The 15,611-nt window shown below is 68.7% G+C and carries 18 protein-coding genes; 9 read left to right on the top strand and 9 right to left on the bottom strand.

Annotation, left to right across the window (positions count from 1 at the left end; translation table 11 throughout):
- The first annotated feature begins 126 nt into the window (after positions 1 to 126).
- The 3 genes from ACE3Q6_RS16480 to ACE3Q6_RS16470 all read left to right on the top strand — a co-directional run bounded on the left by ACE3Q6_RS16480 (position 127) and on the right by ACE3Q6_RS16470 (position 3,222).
- A complete protein-coding gene (locus ACE3Q6_RS16480) occupies positions 127 to 1,296 on the top strand; it encodes an MFS transporter (RefSeq protein ID WP_374434681.1) in 1,170 nt (389 codons plus the stop codon).
- A gap of 88 nt (positions 1,297 to 1,384) precedes the next feature.
- Positions 1,385 to 2,407 (top strand): aspartate-semialdehyde dehydrogenase, encoded by a 1,023-nt coding sequence (locus tag ACE3Q6_RS16475; protein WP_374434678.1) that lies wholly within the window; start codon positions 1,385 to 1,387, stop codon positions 2,405 to 2,407.
- 257 nt (positions 2,408 to 2,664) lie between these two features.
- A complete protein-coding gene (locus ACE3Q6_RS16470) occupies positions 2,665 to 3,222 on the top strand; it encodes a DinB family protein (RefSeq protein WP_374434674.1) in 558 nt (185 codons plus the stop codon).
- Between the two features lie 46 nt (positions 3,223 to 3,268).
- Here ACE3Q6_RS16470 and ACE3Q6_RS16465 read toward each other — a convergent pair whose 3' ends face one another.
- Positions 3,269 to 4,135 carry an alpha/beta fold hydrolase gene (locus ACE3Q6_RS16465; protein ID WP_374434672.1) on the bottom strand — a complete coding sequence of 289 codons (867 nt, stop codon included), beginning with the start codon at positions 4,133 to 4,135 and terminating at the stop codon, positions 3,269 to 3,271.
- A 95-nt stretch (positions 4,136 to 4,230) separates the two neighbouring features.
- On the opposite strand from ACE3Q6_RS16465, the gene ACE3Q6_RS16460 reads away from it, so the two are divergent.
- Positions 4,231 to 4,806 (top strand): TetR/AcrR family transcriptional regulator, encoded by a 576-nt coding sequence (locus ACE3Q6_RS16460; protein WP_374434670.1) that lies wholly within the window; start codon positions 4,231 to 4,233, stop codon positions 4,804 to 4,806.
- Here ACE3Q6_RS16460 and ACE3Q6_RS16455 read toward each other — a convergent pair.
- Positions 4,776 to 5,258, bottom strand: coding sequence for a protein-tyrosine phosphatase family protein (locus tag ACE3Q6_RS16455; protein ID WP_374434668.1), 483 nt, complete (start codon positions 5,256 to 5,258; stop codon positions 4,776 to 4,778). The genes ACE3Q6_RS16460 and ACE3Q6_RS16455 overlap by 31 nt on opposite strands.
- Before the next feature lie 67 nt (positions 5,259 to 5,325).
- On the opposite strand from ACE3Q6_RS16455, the gene ACE3Q6_RS16450 reads away from it, so the two are divergent.
- Genes ACE3Q6_RS16450 through recR form a run of 4 tightly spaced genes read left to right on the top strand, consistent with a single transcriptional unit; the run spans position 5,326 to position 8,545 of the window.
- Positions 5,326 to 7,080, top strand: coding sequence for a DNA polymerase III subunit gamma/tau (locus tag ACE3Q6_RS16450; protein WP_374434665.1), 1,755 nt, complete (start codon positions 5,326 to 5,328; stop codon positions 7,078 to 7,080).
- Entirely contained in the window at positions 7,077 to 7,538 is a 462-nt protein-coding gene (locus ACE3Q6_RS16445; protein WP_374434663.1) for an N-acetyltransferase family protein, read from the top strand. The genes ACE3Q6_RS16450 and ACE3Q6_RS16445 overlap by 4 nt, the downstream gene beginning before the upstream one ends.
- A 54-nt stretch (positions 7,539 to 7,592) precedes the next feature.
- Positions 7,593 to 7,946 carry a YbaB/EbfC family nucleoid-associated protein gene (locus tag ACE3Q6_RS16440; protein ID WP_374434661.1) on the top strand — a complete coding sequence of 118 codons (354 nt, stop codon included), beginning with the start codon at positions 7,593 to 7,595 and terminating at the stop codon, positions 7,944 to 7,946.
- A complete protein-coding gene (gene recR / locus ACE3Q6_RS16435) occupies positions 7,946 to 8,545 on the top strand; it encodes a recombination mediator RecR (RefSeq protein ID WP_374434658.1) in 600 nt (199 codons plus the stop codon). Before ACE3Q6_RS16440 ends, recR begins: the two co-directional genes overlap by 1 nt.
- 12 nt (positions 8,546 to 8,557) lie before the next feature.
- On the opposite strand, the gene ACE3Q6_RS16430 is transcribed toward recR, so the two are convergent.
- Genes ACE3Q6_RS16430 through ACE3Q6_RS16420 form a run of 3 tightly spaced genes read right to left on the bottom strand, consistent with a single transcriptional unit; the run spans position 8,558 to position 11,042 of the window.
- Entirely contained in the window at positions 8,558 to 9,223 is a 666-nt protein-coding gene (locus ACE3Q6_RS16430) for an HAD family hydrolase (RefSeq protein WP_374434656.1), read from the bottom strand.
- The gene (gene rsmD, locus ACE3Q6_RS16425; RefSeq protein ID WP_374434653.1) at positions 9,220 to 9,780 is read right to left on the bottom strand and encodes a 16S rRNA (guanine(966)-N(2))-methyltransferase RsmD; all 561 of its coding nucleotides are present in this window, start codon (positions 9,778 to 9,780) and stop codon (positions 9,220 to 9,222) included. Before rsmD ends, ACE3Q6_RS16430 begins: the two co-directional genes overlap by 4 nt.
- A gap of 59 nt (positions 9,781 to 9,839) precedes the next feature.
- Positions 9,840 to 11,042, bottom strand: coding sequence for an NAD(P)/FAD-dependent oxidoreductase (locus ACE3Q6_RS16420; RefSeq protein WP_374434651.1), 1,203 nt, complete (start codon positions 11,040 to 11,042; stop codon positions 9,840 to 9,842).
- Between the two features lie 87 nt (positions 11,043 to 11,129).
- On the opposite strand from ACE3Q6_RS16420, the gene ACE3Q6_RS16415 reads away from it, so the two are divergent.
- Positions 11,130 to 11,615, top strand: coding sequence for a peroxiredoxin (locus tag ACE3Q6_RS16415; RefSeq protein ID WP_374434649.1), 486 nt, complete (start codon positions 11,130 to 11,132; stop codon positions 11,613 to 11,615).
- 70 nt (positions 11,616 to 11,685) lie between these two features.
- Here the strand turns inward: ACE3Q6_RS16415 and ACE3Q6_RS16410 are convergent, their stop codons facing one another.
- The 4 genes from ACE3Q6_RS16410 to ACE3Q6_RS16395 form a co-directional block, all read right to left on the bottom strand.
- A complete protein-coding gene (locus ACE3Q6_RS16410) occupies positions 11,686 to 11,985 on the bottom strand; it encodes a hypothetical protein (protein ID WP_374434720.1) in 300 nt (99 codons plus the stop codon).
- A gap of 55 nt (positions 11,986 to 12,040) precedes the next feature.
- Complete coding sequence (locus ACE3Q6_RS16405) at positions 12,041 to 12,814, bottom strand: DUF6478 family protein (RefSeq protein WP_374434646.1); 774 nt, start codon at positions 12,812 to 12,814, stop codon at positions 12,041 to 12,043.
- Between the two features lie 6 nt (positions 12,815 to 12,820).
- A complete protein-coding gene (gene ilvD / locus ACE3Q6_RS16400) occupies positions 12,821 to 14,554 on the bottom strand; it encodes a dihydroxy-acid dehydratase (RefSeq protein ID WP_374434644.1) in 1,734 nt (577 codons plus the stop codon).
- A 75-nt stretch (positions 14,555 to 14,629) separates the two neighbouring features.
- The gene (locus ACE3Q6_RS16395; protein ID WP_374434723.1) at positions 14,630 to 15,601 is read right to left on the bottom strand and encodes a hypothetical protein; all 972 of its coding nucleotides are present in this window, start codon (positions 15,599 to 15,601) and stop codon (positions 14,630 to 14,632) included.
- Positions 15,602 to 15,611: the final 10 nt, after the last annotated feature.

The raw sequence follows: 15,611 nt of genomic DNA, 5'->3' as shown, positions 1-15,611 counted from the left end.
CGCCGGAGTTTTCAAAAACTCCGGGCCGGAGCCTTCAAAGGCTCCGTTGCGATTTCTTCGAAGAAATCGCCCTTGCGCGCAGCCCCCGTGCTTGCCACAAACCCGCGACCCTGAAAGGCCCGCCCCATGCGCATCGGCATTGCCGCCCTCGTCCTTGCATATGTGCTTAGCCAGTTCTACCGCGCCTTCCTGGCGGTGATGACGCCCGTCCTGACCCGGGACCTTGGCGTGACGGCGGCCGATCTCGCCTCGGCCTCGGGCTGGTGGTTCCTGGCCTTTGCGGCGATGCAGATCCCGGTCGGCGCGGCGCTGGACCGGGTCGGGCCGAGGCTGACTTCGGGCCTGCTGGTGGCGGTGGCGGCCGGGGGGACGGTGCTCTTTGCGCAGGCGACCGGGGCCTTGCAGATCAAGGTTGCGATGGCGCTGATCGGGGTCGGCTGCGCGCCGGTGCTGATGGCGGGCTATTTCATCTTTGCCCGCAGCTATTCCCCCGCCGTGTTCGGCACGCTTGCGGCGCTGATGCTGGGGGTGGGGACGCTGGGGAACGTCGCGGCCTCGCTGCCCTTGTCCTGGGCGGTGACGGCCTTCGGCTGGCGCGAGACGGTCCTGGGACTGGGCGCGATCACCGGGGCGGTCGCCCTGGCGATCCTGCTGCTGGTGCGCGATCCCGAGCGGCTGGAGGGCGCGGCCAGGGGCTCGCTTTGGGAGCTGTTACGGATGCCGGTGCTCTGGCCGATCCTGGTGATGATGATGGTCTGCTATGCGCCAATCGCCGGGCTGCGGGGGCTGTGGATCGGGCCCTATTTCTCGGACGTCCACGGCGCGGGGCAGCTGGAGATCGGGCAGGTCAGCCTGTGGATGGGACTGGCGATGGTGGCGGGCAATTTCGCCTATGGGCCGCTCGACCGCTGGCTGGGGCGGCGGAAGCTGGTGGTGGTGGTGGGCAATGCCGTGACGCTGGCCTGTCTGTTCGGCCTCTGGTGGTTCGCCGCCGCGCCGCCGCTGGTCGCCACGGCGCTTCTGGTGGCGGCCGGGTTCTTCGGGGCGACCTTCCCCATCGTGCTGGCGCACGGCCGGTCCTTCGTGCCCGCGCATCTGACCGGGCGGGGCGTCACCCTGCTGAACCTTTTCGGCATCGCCCCCATCGGCATCGCGCAGATCATCACCGGCCGCCTTCATGCCGCGACCGAGGCGGGTCCCCCCGCAGCGCCCTTCGAGGCAGTGTTCCTGTTCTTCGCGGCGGCCACCGCCGCTGGCCTTTTCGTCTATCTCTGGTCACAGGACAGGCCGCATTGACGCGGCCCCGACGAATCCGCTTTTCCCCGCACGGCCCTTAGGCTAACAGCCGCCCGTCCCGCCTTGGGACGGACAAAGGAGAACCCCGATGGGCTACAAGGTCGTCGTCGCGGGTGCCACGGGCAACGTGGGCCGCGAAATGCTGAACATCCTCGCCGAGCGCGAGTTCCCGGTCGATGAGATCGCCGCGCTGGCGTCGCGCAAATCTCTCGGCACCGAGGTCAGCTTCGGCGACAAGACTTTGAAGACCAAGGACCTGGACACTTTCGACTTCACCGGCTGGGACATCGCGCTTTTCGCCGTGGGGTCCGAGGCCACCAAGATCTACGCGCCCAAGGCCGCCGCGGCGGGCTGCGTGGTGATCGACAACTCGTCCCTCTACCGCTACGACCCGGAAATCCCGCTGATCGTGCCGGAGGTGAACGCCGACGCGATCCACATGTACAAGAACAAGAACATCATCGCGAACCCCAACTGCTCGACCGCGCAGATGGTGGTGGCGCTGAAGCCCTTGCATGATCGGGCGAAGATCACCCGCGTCGTGGTGTCGACCTACCAGTCCGTCTCGGGCGCAGGGAAGGAAGGGATGGACGAGCTCTGGAACCAGACCAAGGCCGTCTACAACCCGACCGATGACGTGCCGCCGAAGAAGTTCTCCAAGCAGATCGCCTTCAACGTGATCCCGCATATCGACGTCTTCCTGGACTCGGGCGAGACCAAGGAAGAGTGGAAGATGGTGGCCGAGACGAAGAAGATCCTCGACCCGAAGATCAAGGTCACGGCGACCTGCGTCCGCGTGCCGGTGTTCGTCGGCCACTCGGAAGCGATCAACATCGAGACCGAGGAGTTCCTGGACTGGCAGGAAGCCCAGGACATCCTGCGGGAGAGCCCCGGCGTCATGCTGGTCGACAAGCGGGAACCCGGTGGCTACATCACGCCCATCGAATGCGTGGGCGAGTTCGCGACCTATGTCAGCCGCGTGCGGCAGGACAGCACCATCGAGAACGGGCTGAACCTGTGGTGCGTGTCGGACAACCTGCGCAAGGGTGCCGCACTGAACGCGGTGCAGATCGCCGAGCTTCTGGGGTCCAAGGTCCTGAAGAAGGGCTGAGGGTCTTCCGATCCGTAGAAGGGTCTTGGCCGGTGGCCGAGACCCTTTTTCATTAATCGGGCACGCGCCACGACGAAAGACGGTCAGGCGGTCCCAGCGGCGGGAGGACGTGGGGTCCTGCGCCCCGGGTGCCAGCCGTGCCAACTCGGCATCCCGAGGCATTGAGGTCCGGGTCGTTCCTCACTAGCCTTTGCCGGATTCCTGGTGATCCTGGAGACCTGGGAAGGCTCCCGTCACCTTGCCCAAGGATAGGCAGAATGTCCGATCTTCTCCGCCTCTTTCGCAAGCTTGCCCAGGCCAACCGCCTGGCCAACGCCCGTCTGCACCGCGCCTGCGCGGCGCTTGATCCTGCCGAGCTGACCGTGCCGCGTCCTGCCTTCTTCGGCACGATCCAGAAGACGCTGAACCATATCCTGATGGTCGACCGCTTCTATCTGGATGCGCTTGCCGGTCGCCCGCTTGACCGTGCGCGGCTGGACGAGGCCAGCTTCTGCCCCGACCTTGCTTCCCTGGTCGACTGGCAGGCGGAAAGCGACCTTGACCTGATCGCCCAGGTGGAAAGCCTGCGGCCGGAAACGCTGACCGAAATCGTCGCCGTCGACCGGGGCGAGCGGGTCCAGCACGACCGGCGCGATGACCTTCTGTCGCACGTTTTCCAGCACCAGACCCATCACCGCGGCCAGGTGCACGGGATGCTTTCGGCCACCGGCGTAAGGCCGCCGCAGCTGGACGAATTCATCGTGGGCGACGATGCCGCGGCGCGGGCCGAGGACATGGCGCGTCTGGGCTGGTCGGAAGCCGATCTGATGCGCTGACGCCCGGCACCGGAGCAGGACGCCCGCGTCAACGAAGCGTCGCGCCCTAGTCCAGGATCGCCGGCCACAGCACCGCGTTGCGCCGGGTGAAGGGCGGGATGTGCCCGATGCTGGCCAGGCCGAAATCTGCGGGACGCAGGACCTTCTGCTCTTTCATCGCCTCGGGGAAAAGTGCCCGCGCCCGCCAGACCGCCGCAGGAGGCACCAGGTCGTCATCGGCCACCGCGATCATGCGCAGCCGACCCCGGAACCGCCCGGCCTCGGGCAGAGACAGGGTCCGGCCCACGTCCGACAGGTGCCAGCCCCGCGTCGTGCACCAGCGCCGCCAATCCTCGTAGACGCCGCGGGGCAGGTCCGCGCCCAAACCAACCAGCTTGCCCGGCAGGTAGCCCGCCGCAGCCGCGAGCGCCCGCACCGGCGGCGACCAGAAGACCCGCGCCTTCCACTGGTAGCGCCAGGGATGGTCGGTCACATGCGTGAGCCCTGCCCCGATGGTGATGGCGCGCGTGACGCGTTCCATCCCCGCGTGCCAGCCCATCCACAACCCCCCGACCGAATGGCCCAGCACCCACAACTCGGTCCCCGGACAGGTCCGCGCCAGCGCCGCAAGGGCCGCGGCCTGATCCAGCCGCCCCCAGTCCGCCAGAGTCGCCTTCGACCCGCGCATCGGACGTCGCAGGGAAGCCCCGAAATCCCGGTAGTCGTAGGTCAGCACCGCGAGGTCGCGTTCGCGCGCGGCCCAGTCGGCGAAGCCCCGGTAGAACCGGGCCGGAGCCCCCGTGGCCCCGTGCAGCACCAGTGCCGCGCGCGGGGTGCCCCTCGGCCGCACGAGCCGCCCGCGCAGGACCGCCCCATCGCTGCGGATGTCCAGTTCCTCACCGCTTACGCCCATCGGTAAAGCTGCATCCAGCATCGCTGCCTCCGCCATTGGACCGATTGGTCTAGTAGCATGCCTAGACCGATCGGTCTAGGCTTTTCCTGCAGGCCGCCACCGCATATGTTGGGCCGATGAGCGACGAACCCTCCACCCGCGAGCGACTGGTCCAGGCTGCCACGCGGCTGTTCCGGCAGCGCGGCTATGACGGGACGGGTCTGGCGGAGATCCTGGCCGAGGCAGGGGTCCCCAAGGGGTCGCTCTACCACCACTTCCCGGACGGGAAGGCAGACCTCGCCTGCGCCGCGGCCGACTGGACGGCGTCCGAGATCATCCGGGTGATCGACGACAGCTTCCGCGCCGTACCCGACTGGCGCCAGGGGGTCACGACCTTCTGCTACAAGATGGCCAAGCTTTTCGACATCCTGGATAGCGCCGACGCCTGCCCGATCTTCGGTCTTCTGTTCGAGGGCCCCGACCACGACCGCTTCCGCGCCCAGGCGGAACAGTCCTTCGACCGCATCATCGCCGCCGCCGCGCATCATGGCGAGGCGCTGGGGATGCCCGCCGGTGCCGCCCGGGACGCCGCCGAGACCTTCATCATCGGCTTTCAGGGCAGCTGGACTCTGGCCCGCGCCCGCCGCAAGTCCGATGTCCTGCGCGGCCTTCCCGCAAGGCTTTACGGACCCTTGCCCCCCGCCGCCCACTGAAACTGCTCCGGCGTCTCCACCGCGCAGGGCCGGACCGCGCGCAGCCGCATTAGCGCCGCAGCGGGTTCTTCACCGGCCTCGACCATCAGGCGCAGCACGGCCGTCCCCGACCGCCCGCACCCGCCCATGCAGTGGACCCAGACCCTGCCGCCACCGGCCAGAACTTTCCGCACCTCTGCCGAGGCCGCGGGCCAAGCGGCCAGCGTGTCTCCGAGCGGCGGGCCGTAGTCGGCAATCGGCAGGTGCAGCCAGGTGATCCCGGCCTCGGCCAGGTCCCCCGGCAACCCCTGCGCCCCCTTGGCCGCCAACTCCTCTGCCGTCGTCATGGTCAACGCCAGCGACGGCCGCCATGCAAGCACCTCGGTCAGCTCGCGCTCATAGGGTCCGCCGCGGCCCGGCATCGGCCCGATCCCCAGTACGCCCCCGCCCAAAGCCAGCTCTGCGATGACCATTCCCGCCCTTCCCGGTGGACCTTCCGCCCCCCGCGTCCTAATCTCCCCCGTGAGTCACGAGGGTTCCATGTCCGACGAGAAAGCCTACCAGGTCCTTGCCCGCAAGTACCGCCCGCAGACCTTTGCCGATCTGATCGGGCAAGAGGCGATGGTGCGCACGCTGAAGAATGCCTTCGCGGCGGACCGGATCGCCCATGCCTTCGTGATGACCGGGGTTCGGGGGGTGGGCAAGACCACCACGGCTCGGATCATCGCCAAGGGGCTGAACTGCGTCGGCCCTGATGGCACCGGCGGACCGACGACGGAACCCTGCGGCGTCTGCGAGCCCTGCCGCGCCATCGCCGAAGGGCGCCACGTCGACGTGATGGAGATGGACGCGGCCTCCCGCACCGGGGTCGGCGACATCCGCGAGATCATCGACAGCGTCCACTACCGGGCGGCCAGTGCGCGCTTCAAGGTCTACATCATCGACGAAGTGCACATGCTGTCCACGGCGGCCTTCAACGCGCTTCTGAAGACGCTGGAGGAACCCCCGGCGCATGTGAAGTTCATCTTCGCCACCACCGAAATCCGCAAGGTTCCGGTCACCGTCCTGTCGCGCTGCCAGCGGTTCGATCTCAAACGGATCGAGCCCGAGGTGATGATGGCGCACCTGTCCAAGGTGGCCGACCTGGAAGGTGCGAAGCTTGCGCCCGACGCGCTGGCGCTGATCACTCGCGCCGCCGAAGGCAGCGTCCGTGACGCGATGAGCCTGATGGATCAGGCCATCGCCCACGGCGCCGGGGAAACCACGGGCGACCAGGTCCGCGCCATGCTGGGCCTCGCGGACCGGGGCCGGACGCTCGACCTCTTCGACCTGATCATGAAGGGCGATGCGGCAACCGCCTTGTCGGAGCTTTCGTCGCAATATGCCGACGGGGCCGACCCGATGGCGGTCCTGCGCGACCTGGCCGAGATCACGCACTGGATTTCCGTCATCAAGATCAACCCTTCGGCCGCCGAGGATCCGACAACTCCCCCTGACGAACAGAGCCGTGGTCAGGACATGGCCAGCCGCCTGCCGATGCGCGCGCTGACACGGATGTGGCAGATGCTCCTCAAGGCGGTCGAAGAGGTGTCGCTGGCCCCGAACGCCATGATGGCCGCCGAGATGGCCGTCATCCGCCTGACCCATGTCGCCGACCTGCCGGACCCCGAGACGCTGGTGAAGAAGCTGCAAGACAGCCCCCGACCGCCCACCGGCGGCGGCGGCCTGCAAGGCGGCGCACCGGCCGGCGGAGCCACGATCCATGCGCCGCGGATGGCCCCCGTCCACTCGGCCCCCACCCGAGGTCCGACGATGACCGCCGCCGCCCCGGCGCTGGCGGAAAGCCAGCTCCAGGTCTACGCCACCTTCGACCAGGTCATCGAGCTGATCCGGTCGAAGCGCGACATGCTGCTTCTGAACGAGGTCGAGACCGGCCTGCGGCTTGTCCGCTATGCACCCGGCCGGATTGAGTTCGAACCCGCCCCCGGTGCCAAGCCCGACCTTGCCGCGCGACTTGGCCAGCGCCTGCAAGGCTGGACTGGCGCGCGCTGGGGAGTCTCGGTCGTCTCGTCCGGCGGCGCGCCCACCATCGCCGAATCCCGCAACGCGGAACTCCAGCAGGTCAAGGCCGAGGCGGCCACGAACCCGCTGGTCCAGGCGATCCTGACCGCCTTCCCCGGCGCGAAGATCAGCGAGGTCCGCAGTCCCGAGACCATCACCGCCCAGGCCGCCGAGACCGCCCTGCCCGTGGCCGAGCCCGAGGTCGACGACGACTGGGACCCGTTCGAGGAATGATCCGCCGCGCCACCCCTGCGGACGCCGCGACCCTTGCGCGGCTGAACACCCACGTCCAGACCTGGCACGCCGCCCACTACCCCGAAGCGTTCTTCCCGAACCCCGACCCCGACGCGCTGACCGCCTGGTTCGACGACCGCCTGGCAGACCCTGCCTGCACTGCCTTTCTGGCCGGGGATCCCGCCACCGGTTACGCCCTTTGCCAGCTTCAGACCCGCGAGCGCTCGATCTTCTCGCCGGGTTACCGCCGCCTGATGGTCGACCACATCGCCGTCGCGCCCGAGGCCCGCCGCCAGGGCCAGGGCCGCGCTCTCCTTCAGGCCGCGCGCCAGCTTGCCCGCGACCTGCAAGCAGACGAGATCCTGCTGGACACCTGGGAAGCCAACACCGACGCCCATGCCTTCTTCCGCGCGAACGGCTTCCAACCCCGCCGAATGCTGTTCCGCGCAACTCCCTGAGCTTGCACCCTGCCCCCGCAGCCCGTATCTCTGGGGAAACAGAGAGGGAACGACATGCTGAAAGGTTTCGGCGGTTTGGGCGGGCTTGGCGACATGGCCAAGATGATGAAATCCGCGCAGGAAATGCAGGGCAAGCTGGTCGAACTGCAGGAAGAGCTGGCCCGCATCGTCGTCGTCGGCGAAGCCGGGGCGGGGCTGGTGAAAGCCCGCGCGACGGCGAAGGGAGAGGTCACGGGCCTTGACATCGATCCGTCGATCCTGGTGGCAAGCGAGAAGGAAGTGGTCGAGGACCTGATCCTTGCCGCCATCCATGACGCGCAAGTCAAGGCCAAGGCCCGCTCCGAACAGGAGATGACCCGCCTGGCCGAGGGGATGGGCCTGCCCCCCGGCATGAAGCTGCCGTTCTGATGACGCGGGACGAGACCGGCATCGAGGCGCTGATCGAGCTGATGGCCCGCTTGCCGGGTCTCGGCCCACGGTCCGCCCGCCGGGCCGTCCTGACGCTGCTGAAGAAGCGCGGCCAGCTGATGGCCCCCCTTGCGCAGGCGCTGGCCGAGGTTGCCATCTCTGCCAAGGATTGCCGGATCTGCGGCAACATCTCCACCACCGAGACCTGCGGCATCTGCGCCGACCCCGCGCGTGCGACCGGGGAAATCTGCGTGGTCGAGGATGTAGCAGACCTCTGGGCGATGGAACGCGGGCAGGCTTTCCGCGGCCGCTACCATGTTCTGGGCGGCACCCTTTCGGCGCTGGACGCCATCGGGCCCGAGGAACTTGGCATCCCCCGCCTTGTCGCCCGTGTGACCGAGGAAGCCACCCGCGAGGTCATCCTTGCCCTGAACGCGACCGTGGACGGCCAGACGACCGCCCATTACATCGCCGATGCACTTGCCGGCACCGATGCGCAGATCACCACGCTGGCGCAGGGTGTCCCGATTGGCGGCGAGCTTGACTATCTGGACGACGGCACCATCGGCGCCGCGTTGCGCGCCCGCCGCAGGATCTAGGCCGACGGCGCGCTATAGCGCCGTGATCCCCAGGAGGTCCGGCAACTGCTCCATCCGCGCGAACAGGGGCACTCCGAGTGCCGCCAGAGACCGCGCCGTCGCCGTTTCGGCCCCATGCGGCGCATAGCCCAGAACCCGGGCGCCGGCCGCCAGCCCCGCCCGCGCGCCCTGGGCGCTGTCCTCGATCACCGCGCAGCGCTCGGGCGCCGCTCCGCAAGCTGCCGCCGCCGCGATGTAGACGTCCGGCGCGGGCTTCGGGCGGCCAAGCGCCTGGCCTGACAGGACTGCGCGAAACCGCGCCTCGATCCCGTGCTGCCCAAGCGAGATCTTCATCTTGGCAAGCGACCCGTTCGACCCCATCGCAAAAGGAATCCCCGCCGCATCAAGTGCATCCAGAACCCCCAGCAGGCCGGGGATGAGGGGCACCCCGGCCAGCATCACCTCGTTCATCCGGCTGTAGAAATGCGCGACCCAGCCGTCCGGCAGCCTTGCCCCCGCTGCCGTGGCCTGGCGGGCCACCATCTCGACGGTCTGGCCCAGGTAATCCGCCTCGAACGCCTCGAGCGTCAGGGGAAGCCCGTGCAGCGCCAGCTCCTCGACGAAGAGCGCCAGGGTCGGCCCCTCGCTGTCCACGACGATACCGTCGCAGTCGAACAGCACGGCATCGGGTCGGGTCATTCCGGCGCTCTCACCAAAGTCACGATGGTGTCGCCATACTTGCGCTGGTCGGCAAGCGCAAACCCCTCTGGTACGGAGGGGGCAGTGCCTTCCTCCCAGACGACCACTGCGCCGGGGGCCAGCCAGCCGCCCCGGGCGGCCGCAGCGAGGGCGCGTTCACCCAGCCCCTTGCCGTAGGGGGGGTCGAGGAACGCCAGTCCGAAACCCGGCCCGGCATTCGGCCCGAGCCGTGTCGCATCCTGGCGCAGAATGCGGGCTTCTCCCTCCGCCTTCATCTTCGCGATGTTCGATTTGAGCAGCGCCAGCGCCTTCGCCCCGTCATCGACGAACGTCACCTCCGCGGCGCCCCGGCTCAGGGCCTCCAGCCCCAGGGCCCCCGTTCCCGCAAACAGGTCCAGCACACGCGCGCCCGCGACCGGGTTGCCATGCGCGTTGATCAACAGATTGAAGATCGCCTCGCGCACGCGGTCGGAGGTCGGTCGCAGATGGGCCGCAACGTCGCCCTCGCCGACCTCGGCCAGCTTCAATCCGCGTCGGCTGCCACCAATGATCCGCATCTGCGCTCCGCGAGGGTCTCCCCTCTCCGATTTGGGGAAGGGGTCGGGGGTGAGGGGGGTCAGCCCTTGAGCAGGGGCTTCAGGTCCGTCGCCGTCTCGATCACTTGCGGAGCTGGCGACTTGCCCATCTCGATCAGCCGCTTGCCGACCATGTAGGCCCGGCTGTCGTTCATCGCGTCCACCGCCAGCAGCTGTGCGCCCCGGTAGTACCAGAAGCTGACCGCATCGCCCTCGCCCTTGCGGGAGACGACATGGTCATACCCGATGTTCAGCCCGGCGATCTGCAGTTTCAGGTCGTACTGGTCGGACCAGAACCACGGCTTCGCCTCGTAAGGCGCGCCCGCGCCGAGGATGTTCGCCGCCACCGCTTCGGCCTGGTCGATGGCGTTGCCGACCGACTCAAGCCGGATCCGGCCCCCTTTCCACGGGAAGGACGCACAGTCCCCCGCGGACCAGATCGCCGGGTCGCTGGTACGGCCCAGTTCGTCCGTGGCGATCCCGTTGTCCAGCGCCAGTCCCGCCTGTTCGGCCAGATGCGTGTTCGGGGTGATCCCGACCCCCACGATCACGAAATCCGCCGGAAGCTGCCGCCCGTCGGTCAGAAGCGCACCCTCCACCCGGTCATCACCCACCAGACGGTTCAGGCCCGTGGACTCCAGCACCTTGACTCCATGGGCCTGGTGCAGCGCGCGGACGTAATCCGAAGTCTCGGGCGCGGCGACCCGCTGCAGGACGCGCGGCGCCATTTCCAGCACGGTCACGTCCAGCCCCAGCTTCGAGGCCACCGCCGCCGCCTCCAGCCCGATGTAGCCGCCGCCCACGATGATGACCCTGCGGCCCGGCTGGAATTCGTCGCGCATCGCGTCGACGTCGGCGAGGGTCCGCACCGTGTAGACCCCCTGCAGCGCGCCGCCGATGGCCGCGGACAGCCGACGGGGAGTTGATCCCGTGGTCAGCGCCAGGTGGTCGTAGTCCAGCGCCTCGCCACCGACGGTCACCGTCTTTGCGGTCGGGTCGATGCCGGTCACCGCCTGCCCCAGGCGCAGCTCGACCCCCTGCTCGGCCCAGAACTCCGGCGCACGCAGCCAGAGCCGGTCCTCCTCCATCTCGCCCAGTAGATAGGCCTTCGACAGGGGCGGCCGCTGATAGGGCGGCGCGGGCTCGTCACCCAGCATCACGATCTCGCCCGTATGTCCAAGGACCCGGAGTTTCGCAGCCAGCGCCGCCCCGGCCTGCCCGGCCCCAACGATCACCACCCGCATCACGCACCCCCTCTGGCAAGTCCCGCGGGGGACCCTATAACCCATGCGACACAAGGTGCAACGCACCCAGACCACGAAGGATGGAAAATGACGATTGCCGAAGGTTCAAAACTCCCGGACGCCACGCTTCTGAAGATGGGCGACGCCGGGGCCGAGGCGGTGAAGCTGTCGGACAAGCTGAAGGGCCGCAAGGTCGTGATCTTCGGCCTGCCGGGCGCCTATACCGGGACCTGCTCGACCGCCCATGTCCCGAGCTTCATCCGCACCGCGACGAAGTTCGCCGACAAGGGCGTGGATGAGATCATCTGCGTCTCGGTGAACGACCCCTTCGTGATGAAGGCCTGGGGCGAGGCGACCGGTGCCACCGCGGCCGGGATCACCATGCTGGCCGATGCTGACGCGAGCTTCACCAAGGCCCTGGGCCTGACCTTCGACGTGCCGCACCTGGGCTTCTTCGCCCGGTCCAAGCGCTATTCGCTTCTGGCCGAGGACGGGGTCGTCACCCGCTACAATCCGGAGGCCGGCACCGGCTGCGAGATCTCGGCCGGGGAACACCTTTTGTCGCAACTCTGACCAAAGCGACCCAACCTTCGGCGCTTTTCGCTGGCCCAGCCCGAGAAGACGCCGAAGGCGCCTGAGGGTGTCAACCCTCGCGCACGTGGCGCTGGAAGGCGCGTTTCAGGAGGTCCAGCTCGGCCCGGAGCAACGTGACCTCGGCCCGCAGGTCCTGGTCCAGCGGTTCGCCCGCCACCAGCGTGATAACCGCGAGGCGTTCGCCCCCGGCCTGCACCAGGATCGTCTGCAGGCCCTCGTTCAGCGCCCAGGCCGGGATCGGCACCCGCACGGCAAAGCGTCCCGGCCCGGCCGGAGCGACCGTCACCCCCTCGACCGCCCGCCCGCCATGCAACGCCTCGACATGCGGGGGTTCCGGGGACGTCAACACTGCCTCCCAGGCCCCGCCCGAAATCCGTCCCGGCTCACACTTCATCCTGCACCTTTTACAACTCGGCCCGCGGCCGGCGACTGAACACCAGATCGCGGATCACGATCCGGGTCATGGCCGGTTCGTTGAGGATCACGTCCAGCCAGGCCCGTTCAATCCGGCGGTTGTTCAGGTCGGTATAGGCCAGGTCGAACTCGGCCAGCTTGTCCCTTCCCTGTTCGGGCAGGCTGCTGACCGGCTGCGCCAGGTTCGGCCCGTGCTTGACATTCAGCCGCGCATAACCCGTCACCGGGCGCTCGCTGTCGACCACCAGGTCGGCCCGCACCAGGTGACGGGATTGCAGACCCTCGACCGCCGCCTGCGGCAGGTTCAGCGCCAGGGACAGGAAACTGCCCCGGAAGCCGAAGACGTCGATGGCAAGCCCATAGGGCGCCCGGTCCTCCGGTCGGTCGTTCCGCAGCTGCCGCACCACCACTTCACCTAGCGGACAGTCGTGGTAGAGCGCGACGCCCTCTCCCAGCGGAGTTCGGTCAGCCGAGGCCACGACGCCCGGCTCGGGCAAGGCCCCGCGCCAGAGGTCGGGCCGCCACGACCAGTCCGTTCCCAGCGGCATCTGCGGCAGGCCCGCGCCCAGGGCAGGCACTGTCAGCCGCGCATCGGCGACCTGAAGCACCCGGTCCAGCTGGCGTCGAATTCCCCTGGCCTCGGTCCGGAGCCCCCGCAATTCGAACGGGTCAAGCTCTGGCGCGGCCTCGGCCAGCCGGGCCCAGCGCTGTTCGGCCCGGCGCTGGTGCCAGGCCGCGATGCGCCGGGACAGGCTGCCCGCCATCGGACCTTACTGGTCCATGTAGACGTGGCTTTCGCCCTTGGCACCCGGATGCGTGACCGCCCCCCACCGCGCGCCGCCGCACAGCTTGGCGAACTTGTGGACCGCGCCAGAGGTGTAGGCCGTCTTGCGCGGACCCTTCCATTCGGTCTTGCGCTTGGCGAGTTCCTCGTCCGACAGGGCGACTGACAGCTCGCCCGTGACCGCGTTCAGCGTGATGACGTCGCCGTTCTTCAGAAGTGCGATCGGCCCGCCATGCGCGGCTTCGGGGCCGACGTGACCCACGCAGAAGCCCCGCGTCGCGCCCGAGAAGCGGCCATCGGTGATCAGCGCCACCTTCTTGCCCATGCCCTGGCCGGACAGGGCCGCCGTGGTCGCCAGCATCTCGCGCATCCCCGGGCCACCGGCCGGGCCTTCGTTGCGGATGACGATGACCTCGCCTTCCTTGTATTCGCGCTTCTTCACCGCCTCGAACGCCTCTTCCTCGCATTCGAAGACGCGCGCCGGGCCGGTGAAGACCTGCTCGGCCTCGGTCATGCCGGCGACCTTCACGATGGCCCCGTCGGGCGCGAGATTGCCTTTCAGGCTGACCACGCCGCCCGTCTTGGTGATGGGCGAATTGATGTGGTAGATCACGCGGCCATCGGCCTCGCCCCGGATCTCGTCCAGGCTCTCGCCGAGGGTCTTGCCGGACGCAGTCAGGCAGTCGAGGTGCAGAAGCCCCGCCTTCGCCAGTTCCTTCATCACCACGGCCACGCCGCCGACCTCATGCAGGTCCTTGGCCACGTATTTCCCGCCCGGCCGCAGGTCGACGAAGTACGGAGTATCCTTCATGCAGGCCGCCACGTCGAAGAGGTCGAAGTCGATCCCCGCCTCATGCGCGATGGCGGGCAGGTGCAGCGCCGCGTTGGTCGAACCGCCGGTGCAGCCCACGACGCGGGCCGCGTTCTCCAGCGACTTGCGGGTCACGATGTCCCGGGCGCGGATGTTCTTCTCGATCAGGTTCATCACCGCGACGCCCGACGCCTCGCAGAACTGGTCGCGGCTTTCATAGGGTGCCGGGGCGCTGGAGCTGTTCAGGAGTGCGAGGCCGATGGCTTCGGACACGCAGGCCATCGTGTTCGCCGTGTACTGCGCACCGCACGCCCCCGAGGACGGGCAGGCGACCTTTTCCATGATCGCCAGTTCCACGTCCGACAGGTTCCCGGCCTGATGCTTGCCCACCGCCTCGAACATGTCCTGCACCGTGATGTCCTGGCCGTTGTAGCGGCCGGGCAGGATCGACCCACCATAGATAAAGACCGACGGCACGTTGAGGCGCACCATCGCCATCATCATCCCCGGCAGCGACTTGTCGCAGCCCGCAAGGCCCACGATCGCGTCGTAGCAATGCCCGCGCATCGTCAGTTCCACGGTGTCGGCGATGGCATCGCGCGAGGCGAGCGAGGAGCGCATCCCCTCGTGCCCCATCGCGATCCCGTCGGTCACGGTGATCGTGGTGAACTCGCGCGGGGTGCCGCCGCCCTTCTTCACGCCCTGCTTCACGACCTGAGCCTGGCGGTTCAGCGCGATGTTGCAGGGGGCCGCTTCGTTCCAGCAGGTCGCCACGCCGACCCAGGGCTGGTGGATCTCTTCCTCGGTGATCCCCATCGCGTAGAAGTAGCTGCGGTGCGGAGCGCGCGCCGGACCTTCGGTCACATGGCGGCTGGGAAGCTTCGACTTGTCGAAACGCGGCTTGTTCATGACTATTCCTCGCGGGGTGGCTTGGCCGCAAGGGATAATGGCCCGCCCCGTCCGGGGCAAGCCGAAACGCCCGCGTCAGGTGCCGTTGATGGCCACGGTGGCGCTTTGCATCAGCCCGTCAAGCTGCAGGCGCAGGCTGTCCACGAAGCCGACGTAGCTTTCCAGCGGCCCGGCCAGCGACGGGACGGCGGTGGCGATGGCATCCGCGCTTCCGTAGACGGCGGACCCCAGGATTGCGAGCGTCAGGACCATCAGGAACCCGCTGCGGAAGCTGCTCCGACCCTCGGCGGCAACAGGCACGGCAGCCGGCGCTTCGTCCTCGATCACCCGTTCCGACGGCCGAAGGGTCGAATTGATTTCCTCGACATCCGGCAAACGCGACCGACGGGCGGCCAGCGCCGCGTCCTCATAGACGGGCTGGTGCGGCAGGTTGACCTCGGGCACGGCCTGCTCGATCCCAAGCTCGGTCTGGGTCTCGAGCGGCCGCGCGGCTTCGGCCTGCCGGGCCTTGGCCTCACGCTCGGCTTCCTCGCGCAGGATGGCCAGGACGGAATCGTCGACCGCATAAGCCGCCGCCCCGGCTGCGGCTGCCGCTGCCGGTGGAGCGACAGGCTCCTCCTCGGGTTCCGGGTCGGCTTCGGGGGCCGTCTCTGCCGCCACCGGCGCCGGCTCCTCTGCGGGCACCACCTCGACGGGGCGCTCCGCCTCGACCACGGGCTCGGGTGCGGACTGTTCGACCTCCGCCTCGGCGGAAGAAGCGGTGTCCGGCTCGGGCTCCGTACTTGCCGCCCTGGCCTCGATCTCCGGCCCGGCCGTGGTGGCGTCTGCGGAGGAGGATACAACCGGCTCGGGGGCGGCGTCGGGGGCTACCGGTTCCGGCGCGGGCTCAGGGACAGGCTCAGGAGCGGGAGCAGCCACTTCGGCGCGCTCAGCCGCAGCGGCCGGAGCGGGCGCAGATGCTGGGGCAGGAGCGGCGACTGCGGCAGGCGCGGGCGGGGCAGCAGGGGGGGCCGCAAGCGGCTCGGCCACCGGGGTCCGGGCCCGCATCTGGTACCAG

The sequence above is a fragment of the Tabrizicola sp. genome, from assembly GCF_041913445.1.
Classification (GTDB): Bacteria; Pseudomonadota; Alphaproteobacteria; order Rhodobacterales; family Rhodobacteraceae; genus Tabrizicola.
The sequence above is the reverse complement of the archived record's forward strand: the minus strand, read 5'-3'. Positions and strand labels throughout refer to the sequence as shown.

Coding starts and splice junctions, on each gene's coding strand:
- ACE3Q6_RS16480 (WP_374434681.1), top strand. CDS start 127: ATGCGCATCGGCATTGCCGCCCTCGTCCTTGCATATGTGCTTAGCCAG.
- ACE3Q6_RS16475 (WP_374434678.1), top strand. CDS start 1,385: ATGGGCTACAAGGTCGTCGTCGCGGGTGCCACGGGCAACGTGGGCCGC.
- ACE3Q6_RS16470 (WP_374434674.1), top strand. CDS start 2,665: ATGTCCGATCTTCTCCGCCTCTTTCGCAAGCTTGCCCAGGCCAACCGC.
- ACE3Q6_RS16465 (WP_374434672.1), bottom strand. CDS start 4,135: ATGCTGGATGCAGCTTTACCGATGGGCGTAAGCGGTGAGGAACTGGAC.
- ACE3Q6_RS16460 (WP_374434670.1), top strand. CDS start 4,231: ATGAGCGACGAACCCTCCACCCGCGAGCGACTGGTCCAGGCTGCCACG.
- ACE3Q6_RS16455 (WP_374434668.1), bottom strand. CDS start 5,258: ATGGTCATCGCAGAGCTGGCTTTGGGCGGGGGCGTACTGGGGATCGGG.
- ACE3Q6_RS16450 (WP_374434665.1), top strand. CDS start 5,326: ATGTCCGACGAGAAAGCCTACCAGGTCCTTGCCCGCAAGTACCGCCCG.
- ACE3Q6_RS16445 (WP_374434663.1), top strand. CDS start 7,077: ATGATCCGCCGCGCCACCCCTGCGGACGCCGCGACCCTTGCGCGGCTG.
- ACE3Q6_RS16440 (WP_374434661.1), top strand. CDS start 7,593: ATGCTGAAAGGTTTCGGCGGTTTGGGCGGGCTTGGCGACATGGCCAAG.
- recR (WP_374434658.1), top strand. CDS start 7,946: ATGACGCGGGACGAGACCGGCATCGAGGCGCTGATCGAGCTGATGGCC.
- ACE3Q6_RS16430 (WP_374434656.1), bottom strand. CDS start 9,223: ATGACCCGACCCGATGCCGTGCTGTTCGACTGCGACGGTATCGTCGTG.
- rsmD (WP_374434653.1), bottom strand. CDS start 9,780: ATGCGGATCATTGGTGGCAGCCGACGCGGATTGAAGCTGGCCGAGGTC.
- ACE3Q6_RS16420 (WP_374434651.1), bottom strand. CDS start 11,042: ATGCGGGTGGTGATCGTTGGGGCCGGGCAGGCCGGGGCGGCGCTGGCT.
- ACE3Q6_RS16415 (WP_374434649.1), top strand. CDS start 11,130: ATGACGATTGCCGAAGGTTCAAAACTCCCGGACGCCACGCTTCTGAAG.
- ACE3Q6_RS16405 (WP_374434646.1), bottom strand. CDS start 12,814: ATGGCGGGCAGCCTGTCCCGGCGCATCGCGGCCTGGCACCAGCGCCGG.
- ilvD (WP_374434644.1), bottom strand. CDS start 14,554: ATGAACAAGCCGCGTTTCGACAAGTCGAAGCTTCCCAGCCGCCATGTG.
- ACE3Q6_RS16395 (WP_374434723.1), bottom strand. CDS start 15,601: ATGCGGGCCCGGACCCCGGTGGCCGAGCCGCTTGCGGCCCCCCCTGCT.